Below are 13,229 nucleotides of genomic sequence, written 5' to 3' on the forward strand. Positions count from 1 at the left end.
TCCCAGCATTCATCCCGATCTTCAGCGGAATCTTCTCCGGATTCGCGCTCCTGGCCTTCGGTCTCTGGGCGCTCGTAGCGGTCGACGGTGAGCGTGCGTGAAACGCCGATTTGCTGTCCACAAACGGTCGCCTGGTCGTTCTGGGGCGAACGTTTGTAGACAGTGAAAACCGTTTGCGGACAGTAATCGGCTGACTGAAGCCCGTGGCCAGTCACTATTGACGAACAGATCGCGTTGCAGGCTGTAGCGGTTGCGCGGGCCCAGGTCCTGGTGCTTCGTCGGATGGCTGGCTCCGTTGCCGGGACTACTCCGTGGGTGCGCTCGGTGTCTGGGCCGGAGGCGGCGACTGGACGCGCGGGGCCGGGAGGTCCGGGGCTGTGGCCGCGGGTGCCTCCTCCAGCCCGGCGAGCACCTCGGCGATGGCGCGGTCGAGCTGCGGATCGTCCTCGCTGAAGAGCTGCGAGGGATCGTGCTCGACCTCGATGTCGGGCTCGACACCGTAGTTCTCCACACCCCAGCCCTTGCCCTCGAGCCAGAAGGCGTAGCGCGGCTGAGTCACACCGGTGCCATCGACCAGATCATAGCGACCGTCGATGCCGACGACCCCGCCCCAGGTGCGGACTCCGATGACAGGGCCGAGTCCCTTGGCCTGGACACGAGCGTTGATGATGTCACCGTCGGAGCCCGAGAACTCGTTCGCGAGGAAGGCCACCGGACCACGGCGGGTATCCTCCGGGTCGGGAAGCATAGTGTCGTAGCTGCGGGAGGCGTTCCAGGCGATGACCCTGTCAGCGAAGCGTTCGGCGACCAGAGCACTTGTGTGACCGCCCCGGTTGAACCGCACATCGGCGATGACGCCTTCGGCAGACATCGCCTGCCGCAGGTCACGGTGCAGCTGCGCCCAGCCACCGGCCATCATGTCGGGAACGTGGACATAGCCGACCCGACCACCGGACTTCTCCGCCACGTACTCCCGCCGCGAACGGACCCAGTCCTGATAACGCAGTCTCTCCTCCTCTGCCAGGGGAATGATTGCGACCACTCGATCCTTGCGTCCTCGCCGCAGGGTGAGCTCAACGATCGTATCCGCCGCTCCCACCAGGTGGGCTGCCGGACCGCGGACTTCATCGACGGACTGACCGTTGACGGCGACGATGAGATCACCCTCGCGGGCACCGACACCGGCCTGGCGCAGTGGGGATCTGGCGGCTGGGTCACTGCTCTCACCAGGAAGGATACGAGTGATTCGCCATCCCTGAGCCGTCTTCTCCAGATCCGCACCCAGGAAGCCGAGCTTCTTCGACTGGTCACCGGGCGGGGTGGACGGAGAGACATAGGCATGCGAGGTGTTGAGTTCGCCCACGGTCTCCCACAGGATGTCGACGAGATCATCGTGGGTCAGCGCCTTCGCGGCGACTCGGCGCCAGCGCAGGGTCACGCCTTCCCAGTTCACCCCGTTCATATCCGCGCGCCAATAGTGATCGCGCATGATGCGCGAGTTCTCCTCGAACATCTGCAGCCATTCGGCCCGCTGGTCGAGCTCGAACCGCAGCCGGCTGAGATCCACGGAGACCGAATCGTCGTCATCGGCCTCGACCTTGCGGGTGGCTGGTCGCACCGCAACATCACCATCGGCGGTGACGATGATGAGCTTGCCGTCACCGGTCACCGCATAGTCATCGGCTTTGTCGACGACGGTGGAGACCTTGCGTTTGGCGAAGTCGAAGTACTGGACGACTTCACCCGGCTTCTCACCGGCATCCCCGGAGTGCTTGTCGCCGAGTTCACCGTCTTCGGCGTCGCCGGTGCGCATCCACAGAACGCCACCCTCGGCGGCCCTGAGATTACGGAATACACCCGAAGAGACGGGGAACGCCACGATCCTCTCCTCGGCCCCTTCCAGTTCGACCTCGTCGGTGACGATGGTCTTCTCCGCCTTGGTCTTCTCTGCCTTCGCGGCCTCCTCGGTGACCTCGCTGATCGCCCATCCACCGGCACTCGGCCCGAAGGGTGCCGGCTCCGTCGAGCTCAACGGCAGCAGCCACGGTCTGGTCACACCGTTGAATGACAGGTCGAAGGAGTGCTGGTTGTAGGAAGGGTCGAAGGTTCGGTCGGAGAGGAACGCAAGGTATTTGCCATCGGCGGTGAACGCGGGGGAGAAGTCGTTGAACTTCCCACTCGTCAGCGCCTGGCCGTCTCGATCCGACTTGGTGTCGACGATCATCAGCCTCTCCAGCATCTCTTCACCCTGGGTCGGCTGCGACCACACCAGGTACCGGCCATCGGGTGAGAACCGCGGCGTCCTGGCCTCCCCGAAGCCGGAATGGCCCACCAGACGGGTCCTGCCGTTGCCGACCTCGACGAGGCGGATGCTGCCGTCATGGGAGATCGTGGCCAGCGTCTTTCCCGCCGGATCTCCGGCCATGTCGAGGACGCGGCCCAGCGCCCCTGCACCGATTCGCCGAGGCGGCTTCTCACCTGAGACCGCACGGACCTCGATTGCGTCCTCGCCTTCGACATCGGTGATGTACGCGGCGAGGCCGGTCTGGCCGAGGACCACGGGTTCACGGGTGCGGATCGAGGAATCCGCGCACAGAGCACGAGCCGGACCTTCGCGGTGGGCCAGCCAGAATGTCTTTCCTCGCCATTCGACGACCGAGGCATTGCCGCTGTGATCAGGCACGATGCTCAGAGCACTGGATTTGGGGTCGATGTTCAGCGGCTGCACCCCGGTCCCGGGAAGCTGCACCTGTAGGGTTCTGATCTGCGCGTCGAGGCTGTCGAGGATGCGAATCTCCCCGTGGCTGTGCCACACGATGCGGGTTCCATCGGTGGTGGCATCGCGGACATAGCCTTCGGCCTCGGTCTGGAACGTCAGCTGCCGAGGTTCGCCGCTCGCGGCCTGGTCCGATCCGCCGCGCGTCGACCGGGTCTGTGTGGCCAGGCCGTCCCAGATCCACAGGTTGGCCTGCTCATGTGCATGATGAGGGAAGGTGGCGGCACGGTCCGAGGTGAAGACCAGCGAGTCACCGACCCAGATCGGGTCGGTCAGCGACGCTGTCTCCTCACGCAGCAGTCGCTGCCACTGGGCACCTGTGCCCGAGGCGTCACCGGCGCGATCGAGCCACAGCCGGGGCGCAGTGCCGCCACGATAGCGCTTCCAGTGCGCGGGAGGTCGAGAGAAAGGTGTGGACAGAGCGGTGACACCTGAGTGGTGCCTGCCCAGCCCCGAGGCCCGACCGAGTGACAGGCGTTCGACGCTGCCGTCGAGGCTCACGGACTTCACAACATGATTGCGGACTTCGAACTCACCGGCATTGGACCCGATGAGAATATGGCGCTCATCGGCCCACCCGAGCATCGTCGTCGTCGATCCACCCAGCCAGCTGAGCCGTCGCAGGGCCCCGGAAGCCACCTCGGCGAGCATGAGCTCAGGGTGACCATCACGGAAGGACACATAGGCGATATGAGTTCCATCCGGGGAGATCCGCGGGCTGCGTACGGGAACGTGATCCGAGGTCAGACGCCATGCCCGCCCGCCGGCTGACGGCGCGAGCCAGACGTCGTCGTCGGCCGTGAAGGTGATGAGATCGCCATGGATGTGTGGGTACCGGAGGTAAGAATTCGAAGTCACGTGACCTACATTACAAGCTTGCGCGCCGAGGTGACGCGGCCCATGCGGCGCAGTCGGCCCCTGACCAATAGAATGGTGACATGCCATCATTGACTTCGCTTCTCAACGATCGTTTCGCACTCGCCCTCGAACAGTCCTTCGGCGAGGATTTCGCGCGACGCGACCCCGTGATCAGGAGCAGTCAGTTCGCCGACTTCCAGGCGAACGTGGCACTGCCGCTGGCGAAGGAGCTGAAGTCCAAACCACGCGACATCGCGACCACGATCGTGGCCAACCTCGACCTCGCCGGCATCTGCGAACCGCCGGAGATCTCCGGCCCCGGATTCATCAACCTCACCTTCACCTCCAAATTTCTGGCATCGACCCTCAACCAGGGTGGCGTGGCCGAGGTCGAGTCCGAGACGAGCGGACAGCGCATCGTCATCGACTATTCGGCGCCGAACGTCGCCAAGGAGATGCACGTCGGCCACCTGCGGACCACCGTCGTCGGCGATGCTCTGGCCCGCACGCACGAATTCTTCGGCAACACCGTCGTGCGTCAGAACCACATCGGTGACTGGGGCACTCCGTTCGGCATGCTCATCGAGCATCTGCTCGACGTCGGCATCGAATCGGAGACGGCCCAAGACATCTCGGCCAATCCGAACGCCTTCTACCAGGCCGCACGTGCGAAGTTCGACGGTGACGAGGCCTTCGCCAGCCGCGCCCGGACCCGCGTCGTCGCGCTGCAGGGCGGCGACGAGCAGACCCTTCAACTCTGGGAGCGCCTCGTCGGCTTCTCGCGGATCTACTTCAACCACATCTACTCGCTCCTCGACGTCACCCTGACTGATGACAACCTCGCAGGTGAGAGCATCTACAACGATGACCTCGCCGCGGTCTGCCAGGACCTCGAAGACCAAGGGCTGGCCCGCATCAGCGACGGTGCCCTGTGTGTGTTCCCCGAGGGTTTCACCGGCCGCGACGGCGATCCGCTGCCTCTCATCATCCGCAAATCCGACGGCGGCTACGGCTACGCCACGACGGACCTCGCGGCCGTCCGTCACCGCGTGCGCAACCTCAATGCCGACCGCGTACTCTATGTCGTCGGCACCCCGCAGGCCATGCACTTCGAGATGGTCTTCGCCATCGCCCGCGCCGCCGGCTGGCTGCCCGAGGGCGTCGAATTCGAGCACGTGAAGATCGGCAATGTGCTCGGCGATGACGGGAAGATCCTGCGCACCCGCTCCGGCGCGCCGCTGCGCTTGGCCGAACTCCTCGAGGAGGCGGTCGCCCGTGCCAAGACCACCCTCCAGGAGTCGAATGCCGAGTTCGATGCCCAGGAGGAAGCCGTCGTGGCCAAGGCCGTGGGCATCGGCGCGGTGAAGTACGCCGACCTCTCCGTCGCCCACGACACGAGCTACACCTTCGACCTCGACCGCATGCTCGCCCCCATCGGCAACACCGCGCCCTACCTGCAGTACGCCGGCGCACGGATCCGCTCGATCCTGCGCAAGGCGGACGGGGAGGCATTCACGACTGCGCCGATCCACCTCGGCGAGGCTGCCGAACGTGACCTTTCTCTGGCGCTCCTCGGACTCTCCGATGTCATCGCAGAGGTGGTAGCCGGGTCCACGCCGCACCGTCTGTGCACGTACCTCTTCGACCTGGCCCAGTCATTCACCTCGTTCTACGAGCAGTGCCCGGTCCTCATCGCCGAATCCGCCGAGGTGCGCGATTCCCGGCTGCGGCTGAGCCAGACCGTCCTCGAAGTGCTTGAGGCCGGCCTCGGGGTTCTCGGCATTCGCGTGCCCGAGCGCATGTGAACCAGCCGGACCCGTCCGTCGCCCGGCGGATGCTGCCGTGGATGGTCGTGGGCATCGTCGTTCTGGCGATCAACCTGCGGGCACCGATCATCGCTCCGACGGCCGTCCTCGGCGACATCCAGGACGATACGGGGCTGAGCGCGGCGGGGGTAGGTCTCCTCACGGGCCTGCCGGTGCTGCTGTTCGCCCTCGTCACCCCTATTGCGGGCAAGACGATCGGGCGGTTCGGTGCGGAGGCGGCAGTGCTGTCCTGCCTCACCGGTGTTCTGCTGGGAACCGTGCTGCGCTCGATCGGGCCGCCCTGGCTCGTGCTCGCGGGCACCGGAATCATCGGATTCGCCATCACCTTGGGCAATATCGCGGTGCCGGTGATCATTCGGCGTGAGGTCCCGTGGAGTCAGGTGTCGATCGTGACGGGCCTGTATTCGGCCACCATGAACGTCGGTTCCATGATCACCCTCCTCGGCACGGGGCCCTTGGCAGCAGCGCTCGGGTGGCGGTGGGCAGTGGCCATCTGGGGCGGTCTGGCCGTGGTCGGACTCGCCTACTGGCTGTTCGTGATCCGGCTGCGGGTCAGACGCAATGCGCTGTTCGCGGCCTCGGAGGAAGCGTCACCGGCACCGGAGTCCGCTGCGAGGCGGCGACCCTGGCGCGAGGCCCCTCCCGAATTCCGTGCCATCATCGCACTGCTCGTGATCACCTTCAGCGGACAGTCGATCGCCTACTACACGACCACGACCTGGCTGCCCTCGATCCTCTCCGATACAGGAGGCTTGGACTCGGCAGCCGCGGGCGGCACAGCCTCGCTGTTCCAGGTCGCCGCCATTCTCGGAGCATTCGGTGTGCCGCTGCTGGCGGTTCGGACCAAGCCCTGGGTGCCGGTGGCGATCATCGCCGCACTGTGGATCTCACTGCCCGTCGGGCTGCTGTTGGCCCCGAGCTTCTATGTGCTGTGGGCGATCACCGGCGGAGTCGCCCAGGGCGGCGGATTCACCGCGATCTTCTCCATCATCGCTCGCACCGCCGGAAGCGACCGGGAGACTGCATCCGCGTCTGCTCGCGTACAGGGCGGCGGCTACCTCGCTGCCACGCTGGCCCCGCCGTTCGCGGGCTGGTTGGGCAATGTCACCGATGGATGGACGGCCCCGATCCTGCTCATCTTCGCAGCGACTCTTGCGTTCACGATCTCAGGTCTGCTGGCAGTTCGGATATCCGGCCGGTTCCGAGGCGGTGGGTCGGCCAGCCGTCGTGAGGTTCTGGGCGAATAGGTTCCCGATGATCATAGGTTCCCGACGATGATAGGTCCTGGATGAATGACGAACGGCTCCCGTCGCTGCTGTTCTCACCTTCTCCTGTGAGTGGACTTCAGCGGCGGGAGCCGTTCAATCTGTCTGTGCCGGTCAGCTGACCGGTGGTTCAGAGCAGATCAGTGCTTGGCGTTCTTGTCTTCTTCGGTCTCGGCGGATGACTTCTCCGCGGCTGACTTCGAATCCTCGGCAGGCTTGACGATGGTCGCCGGTGTGGCCTTGGTGTCCTTGGCCTCGCTCGCGGGCTTCGGGGTCGGTGTCGTGGCAGCGGCCGCCTCGGCGGTCTTCGAATCGGGCACTGCTGTCTGCGATACCTCGGGTGCTGCGGTCTGGCGGGAAGCGGGGGTCGAACCCACCGGACGGGCATCTTCCGGACGGTTGTTGGGCAACGGTGTCGACCATGGATCCTCGACCGGCTGTGCCTTCTTCCACACGTAGTAGCCGATTCCGGCTGCCGAACCGATGACCAGAGTCCACACGACTGCGGCCTTGCCGCCGCCGGACTTGCGTGTGGTGTCCTTCTGGATGCGCTTTCCGGCGTTCGTGAGGGCCTTGCGAGCCTTCTTCACAGCCTTCTTGTCGCCGGTCAGGCGCACGGCGAGATCGTCGACGAGCTGCGGTGTCTCAACAGTTGCCAGCGAGTTGGCGGCGTTCGACGCGAACTTGCCGGCACGTTCGGTGGCCTCGGGACGGTAGGCATCGAGCTTGTCCGCCCACGCGTGCACCTGTTCGTTCGCTTTGTCTGCGAATGCTTCGACTTGGGGGCGTGCCTTGACGGCAAGCCCCTCGGCCCGATCGGCAAGTGCTTCCACCTGCGGCCGAGCCTTCTCTGCAAGGGCTTCGACCTGAGGGCGTGCCTTGTCAGCGGCTTCGCGGAGCTTTGGACTTGCGGCCCCGCTGGCATCGGCCAGGACTCGGAGTGACGTCTTCTTCGCGGAATCGAGCTTCGAAGCGAACGGATCTCGAGCTGACTTCTTCGACATGAACATTCCCAATCCTCTTTGTCGGGGTCAATTGATCTGTCTCAGTCTAAGGCCTAGGTGCAAGCTGCCGGACACCAGGCTGTCATGAAATTGTCTGCAGAAACGCTGACAGAGTCCGCAATCCGTGGCGGGAGAATCTGCGGAAGCAGTGAGGGCGTGAAAGAATGCCCCTATGACTACAGCTTCTACGCACACAGCGATCATGCACACCAACCACGGTGACATCACCATCAACCTCTTCGGCAACCACGCCCCGAAGACCGTTGCCAACTTCGTGGAACTGGCCAAGGGTGAGCGTGAGTTCACCGATCCTGCGACCGGCGAACCCACCAAGCGTCCGTTCTACGACGGCCTCAACTTCCACCGCATCATCTCGGACTTCATGATCCAGGGCGGCTGCCCGCTGGGCACCGGCACCGGCGGCCCCGGCTACACCTTCGACGATGAGATCCACCCGGAACTCCAGTTCGATCGCAAGTACCTGCTGGCCATGGCCAATGCCGGCAAGCAGATGGGACGCGGCACGAACGGTTCGCAGTTCTTCATCACGACTGCCGAAACTCCGTGGCTCAACGGCAAGCACACCATCTTCGGCGAGGTCGCCGACGAAGCCTCGCAGAAGGTCGCCGACGAGATCAACAACGTGCGCACCGCAGCCATGGACAAGCCGGTTGAACCAGTCGTCTTGGAATCGGTCGAAATCAGCGGCTGAATGCGATTCGCCGGTGAGCATGCGCACTGACCGCAGTCAGTACGCAGATGCACTGAACTGAGTACCATGGTGTGATGGACACACCTCAGGAGGGCTCGGCACGGGAGACCGGCCGGGCCCTTTCCATGTCCCCTCCGCTTGTCACCCGCACGATCATGATCCTCACGGGCGTGGTGTTCCTTGCCCAGCTGCTGCCTGGCCTGGATCTTGTCCACCGACTCAGCTTTGTTCCCGCACTGGCGCTGGAGCAGCCGTGGCGGGTGCTGACGGTGGCGCTGGTGCATGAACAGCCGTCACCGTTCCATCTCCTGGCCAATATGATCGGCCTGTTCTTCTTCGGTTCATTCGTCGAGCGTGCCCTCGGCCGCTGGCGCTTCCTCATCCTCTACCTGCTCGGGACGATCGGCGGATCGGCGATGGTCCTCGTCCTCGCGAAGCCGTTCTCTCTGGACTGGGTGACGAACAACATCGGTGCTTCCGGCGCGGTCTTCGCCATCATCGGAGTCCTCCTGGTGCCGACACGGAGGCTCGACCGCAACATCACCGGGGTCGTGCTCTTCGTCGCTCTCAACTTCGGCTACGGATTCCTCGTCGCAGGAGTGTCCTGGCAGGCCCACCTCGGCGGGCTCATTGCGGGCTTCGTGCTGGGCTGTGGTGCTCTGTTGGTGCCGGAGAAGCAGTCGAGGCCGGTCTTCGGGCTTGCGGCCCTCGGGCTGCTGCTGGTGATGTTTGCCGCCGGTGCGTGGCGGATCAGCGATGCCTGGCAGATCGCCGCCATGTGATGCGTACAGATCACCGGCATGTGGCGCGACAGGTCTCCGGCATGTGGCGCGACAGATCACCGGCAGGTGGTGCGACAGATCTCCGCCAGGTGGCCATCATTCCACGGGCCCCAGCGACTCTCAGGCCGATATCAGACTTCGGCGGAAAATTGGCATCTTCGATCCCTGAAATTAGTTGTCCACAGCCTTTATCCACATGGTGGATAACTTACATGCGTGTATTTACCCAGGTCACAAGCTCAAAATAAGTTATACACAAGCGACGCTCCCGGCTTGGGTATAACTTCGACCCTGTGGACAAGGTCGCCGCGGCGGCAATGGAAACGGCAATAGCCGATGAACACCGCAGCTGCAGGTGGGCCGCGCGAGTGCGCGCGACACCGAATGCGCAATCGAAAAACGGGCGCTGCGTCGACTACCGGGTTTTCACACCCGTGCGTCGACACAACGCCCGTTTTTCGAGAAGTGGCCTGCGGCCTGCGGATTACCGCCAGCGGGTGGACATGATCAGCCCCGCGACGAAGAACCCGAATCCGATGAGGATGTTCCAGTTGGCCCATGCCTCGACCGGGAAGGCTCCCTGCGATACATAGAAGGTCACAAGCCAGACCAGTCCGATGAGCAGGAGACCGATGAGCACCGGCAGGAACCAGCTGGGATTCGGCTTGATCGTCTGCTGACCGGACTGCGAGGTGTATGTGGCGGTCTTGCGTCCCTGAGATCGCTTGGCCGGGTTGCCTGAGCGCGAGGTGCGCTTGGCCGAGGATCCCTTGGCGACTGCAGAACCCTTGACTGCAGAACTCTTGGCGGACGCTCCCTTGGCGGTCTCGCTCTTCTTCGACGACTTGCTGTCTTTGCCGTCTTCGTCCTTGCCTAAGCTGTCTTTGTCGGCTGCGGCGGTTTTCTCGGACTGTGCCGCCTTCTCGGACTTCTCAGAGTCATCGGCGGCTGCGGCGGCCTTGTCGTCGGCGTCAGCGTCGTCCGCCGACTGTGCCTCAGAACCGTCACCGTCAGAATCGGCAGAACCGTCACCGTCAGAATCAGCGTCGCTGTCGGCGGGAACGACATCGGACTTGTCGTCACCGTCGTCCAGGTCGAGGAGCTCGCCCTCGAGGCTGTCGTCCTTCACAGCATCTGCCTGCTCAGCCTGCGGATCCTCGACTGTCTCGACATTGTCATTCGGCTGGGCCGTGGTTTCGACATCGGCCTTCGACGACGTGCGAGAAGTGCGCTGGGGGCGCTGGGTCCGTCGGTTGGACTTGGCCACGAGTACTCCTTATACGGCCGACCATTGCTGAGGCCACCGATTGAATGAATAGGGACAATCGCACATCAGTCTACTCGTGACATCCGGCAGTTTTAAAAACTCCAACTACCCTGAGAACGACCTGTTTATACGGTTTCATACGATAAAGTGCAATACGGTGTCCCCGCTTGCCCTCTGGGCGAGCCCCGGATTTGAAACAATAGGCACGGTGCAGCAGTGGTGAATGGTCCCTCCTCGGGTAACGAATCAGACGCGAACGCGTCCTCGCGACCCACTATTCGTCCTGCTCAGAGACAGAACTCCTCGCACCACCCAGCCGACGAACGACATCTGTCTCAGGGCGGGTACGGCGGCCACGACGCAGGTCCGGCCACAGAACCCATGAGCACAGCACCCGATCAACCACTTCCCAGCCGGCGTGAACTTCGTCGCCGTGAGGCCGAAGCCGCCGCCGCAAACGGTGCCCCGACGGCCGTGTACTCCGACGTCCCGCCCGCGCACCAGGACTCCACCCAGAGACAACCGACGGTCAACGGCGAAACGGATCCCCGCCTCGGCGCCCATACTGGTGCGGCCGCTGCCGGCAACGGTGGACAGTCCGATGGAGGTCGTCGCACAAGTCGTCGCAGGCAGAAACCCGAACGTGAACCGCTCGGCCCCGTTCGCGGCACTGTCCGCACCTTCGGCGAGCTCTGCATCACGGCCGGAATGGTTCTCATCCTGTTCGTGGTCTGGCAGCTGTGGTGGACCGACATCGAAGCCAACCGCGACAACGAGGTTCTGGCCGACAAACTCACCGAGGACTGGTCGAACCAGGACCCCAACGAGCTTCCCGCCGACCCGGACGAACCGGTCGTGGCTGATCCGGTGGAGAAGAACAACGCGTTCGGCATCTTCTACATTCCGCGCTTCGGCGACGACTACTACCGCACGGTCGCCGAGGGCGTCGATCTCGAACCCGTCCTCAACCGGATGGGCGTGGGCCGGTACCCGAACTCGGCGATGCCGGGTGAGGTGGGCAACTTCTCGGTCGCCGGCCACCGCGTCACCTACGGCAAGCCGTTCAACCAGATCGCGAAGCTGCGCCCCGGTGACGAGATCATCGTCCAGACCAAGGACGGCTTCTACACGTACACGTTCCGCAACTTCGACATCATCCTCCCCGATGCCGTCGAGGTTCTCGCACCGGTCCCCAATGAGCCGACGTTCAAGGGCAAGGACCGGATCCTCACGATGACGGCCTGCAATCCGATGTTCTCGGCGAGGGAGCGCTACATCGCCTACGCCGAGCTCACCGACTGGACCCCAGCCGGCGACGGCGCGCCGGACAACATCAAGGACTCGAAGGCCTACGACAAGGTCAGCAAGAACGGTGGTGCCTGAGAATGTACGGTCTGATCTGGCGAGTGCTTCCCGGGAACTGGTTCGTCAAACTCATCTTCGCACTCATCCTCATCGCGGCCGTGGTGCTGCTGCTCATGCAGTACGTCTTCCCGGTCGTCGCCCCCTACATGCCCTTCAACAACGCAACTGTGACTGATGGAAGCGGTGGCCAATGACTAAGATCCTCGTCGTCGACAACTATGACAGCTTCGTCTACACGCTCGTGTCCTATGTCCGTGAGCTCGGAGCGCAGACGCAGGTCATCCGCAATGACGATATGTCCGCCGAGGCTGTCGTGGCCCTGGCGGCCGACTTCGACGGTGTCCTCCTGTCCCCAGGTCCGGGTGTGCCGGCCGAATCGGGAGTGTGCCCGGACCTCATCTCCTGGGCGGAGACGTCCGGCACCCCGGTGTTCGGAGTCTGCCTGGGCCACCAGGCCCTCGGCGAGGTCTTTGGTGCCACGGTGACCCACTCGCCGGTGCTCATGCACGGCAAGACCTCGGTCATCACACATGACAGCCAGGGCATCTTCTTCGGCTGCAAGAATCCTCTGACCGTGACCAGGTACCACTCGCTGGCGATCGTCGACGAGACCATCGACGTCGAGAAGTTCATGGTCACGGCCCGCACCGAGGATGGTGTCGTCATGGCGATCGAACATCGTGAGCAGCCGTTGTTCGGAGTCCAGTTCCACCCGGAGTCGGTGCTCACCGAATGCGGCTATCTGATGCTGGGCAACTGGCTCGAGGTCTGCGGAATCGAAGGCGCCGCCGCACAGGCCGCGACGATGTCTCCGATGGCCTCGGCGATCGCGGCGAAGTCCGTTCCGGCCCGCACCTCGGCTTAGGCCCTTCCGCTTAGACCCTTCCGACAGGGCCCTCGGACATATTAGGATCGTGAGACACTAAGCGATCCAGGCCCCCGAAGCACCGAGGCACCCTGAAAGCCCGCCGAGGCGGCTGTGGGCGGGTAGGCGGAACCGAGAGGACTACTGATGTCAGAGTCGAGTTTCAACCGGACCGAACCATTCACCGAGCTCACCGTGCTCGAAGCGTCTCAGATCCCCACAGCCGTCGTGGAGGCCAGGAACGTGTCCATGGAAGATCTTCCCGGACTCTTCGATCGGACCTTCTCGGGGCTGTTCCCGGCCCTGGCCGAGGCGGAGAAGGAGATTGCTGCTCCCGCGTTCGCGTTGTACACGCGCCAACCCAGCGACACGGTCGACTTGGAGATCGGCCTGCCGCTGACCTCCGGGCTGACGCGGGCCCTGCCCCTGGGCGAGGGCCTGATCGCGATCCCGTCTCAGCTGCCAGGAGGATCGATCGCAGCTCGGTCCCACCTCGGCGGCTACGACGG

The 13,229-nt window shown here is 64.1% G+C and carries 11 protein-coding genes; 8 read left to right on the forward strand and 3 right to left on the reverse strand.

Annotated elements, in window-relative coordinates:
* Window positions 1–304: 304 nt before the first annotated feature.
* Window positions 305–3,634 carry a S41 family peptidase gene (locus L0G76_RS09675; protein WP_304357069.1) on the reverse strand — a complete coding sequence of 1,110 codons (3,330 nt, stop codon included), beginning with the start codon at window positions 3,632–3,634 and terminating at the stop codon, window positions 305–307.
* Between the two features lie 80 nt (window positions 3,635–3,714).
* Here L0G76_RS09675 and argS point away from each other — a divergent pair, with 80 nt between their 5' ends.
* On the forward strand, window positions 3,715–5,439 hold the full coding sequence (gene argS / locus L0G76_RS09680) for an arginine--tRNA ligase (protein ID WP_304357070.1): 1,725 nt from the start codon (window positions 3,715–3,717) through the stop codon (window positions 5,437–5,439).
* A complete protein-coding gene (locus L0G76_RS09685) occupies window positions 5,436–6,707 on the forward strand; it encodes an MFS transporter (RefSeq protein WP_304357071.1) in 1,272 nt (423 codons plus the stop codon). Before argS ends, L0G76_RS09685 begins: the two co-directional genes overlap by 4 nt.
* Before the next feature lie 158 nt (window positions 6,708–6,865).
* Here L0G76_RS09685 and L0G76_RS09690 read toward each other — a convergent pair whose 3' ends face one another.
* A complete protein-coding gene (locus tag L0G76_RS09690; RefSeq protein ID WP_304357072.1) occupies window positions 6,866–7,729 on the reverse strand; it encodes a hypothetical protein in 864 nt (287 codons plus the stop codon).
* Window positions 7,730–7,901: 172 nt separating this feature from the next.
* Between L0G76_RS09690 and L0G76_RS09695 the strand changes: the two genes are divergently transcribed.
* Window positions 7,902–8,441, forward strand: a complete 540-nt coding sequence (locus tag L0G76_RS09695) for a peptidylprolyl isomerase (protein ID WP_304357073.1) — start codon at window positions 7,902–7,904, stop codon at window positions 8,439–8,441.
* A 74-nt stretch (window positions 8,442–8,515) separates the two neighbouring features.
* On the forward strand, window positions 8,516–9,223 hold the full coding sequence (locus L0G76_RS09700; RefSeq protein ID WP_304357074.1) for a rhomboid family intramembrane serine protease: 708 nt from the start codon (window positions 8,516–8,518) through the stop codon (window positions 9,221–9,223).
* 484 nt (window positions 9,224–9,707) lie between these two features.
* On the opposite strand, the gene L0G76_RS09705 is transcribed toward L0G76_RS09700, so the two are convergent.
* Window positions 9,708–10,490: a cell division protein CrgA gene (locus tag L0G76_RS09705; protein WP_304357075.1), complete on the reverse strand. Its 783-nt coding sequence runs from the start codon at window positions 10,488–10,490 to the stop codon at window positions 9,708–9,710.
* 381 nt (window positions 10,491–10,871) lie between these two features.
* Between L0G76_RS09705 and L0G76_RS09710 the strand changes: the two genes are divergently transcribed.
* From L0G76_RS09710 to L0G76_RS09725, 4 genes are all read left to right on the forward strand, one after another.
* Complete coding sequence (locus tag L0G76_RS09710) at window positions 10,872–11,873, forward strand: class E sortase (RefSeq protein ID WP_304357076.1); 1,002 nt, start codon at window positions 10,872–10,874, stop codon at window positions 11,871–11,873.
* A 2-nt stretch (window positions 11,874–11,875) separates the two neighbouring features.
* Complete coding sequence (locus L0G76_RS09715) at window positions 11,876–12,049, forward strand: hypothetical protein (RefSeq protein ID WP_304357077.1); 174 nt, start codon at window positions 11,876–11,878, stop codon at window positions 12,047–12,049.
* Complete coding sequence (locus tag L0G76_RS09720; RefSeq protein WP_304357078.1) at window positions 12,046–12,720, forward strand: anthranilate synthase component II; 675 nt, start codon at window positions 12,046–12,048, stop codon at window positions 12,718–12,720. Before L0G76_RS09715 ends, L0G76_RS09720 begins: the two co-directional genes overlap by 4 nt.
* 147 nt (window positions 12,721–12,867) lie before the next feature.
* Window positions 12,868–13,229, forward strand: a 362-nt coding sequence (locus tag L0G76_RS09725; RefSeq protein WP_304357079.1) for a GyrI-like domain-containing protein, incomplete at its 3' end; no start/stop codon positions are given.

Origin of the sequence: Brevibacterium picturae (assembly GCF_030453725.1) — a bacterium.
In the GTDB taxonomy this organism is placed as follows: Bacteria; Actinomycetota; Actinomycetes; order Actinomycetales; family Brevibacteriaceae; genus Brevibacterium; species Brevibacterium sandarakinum_A.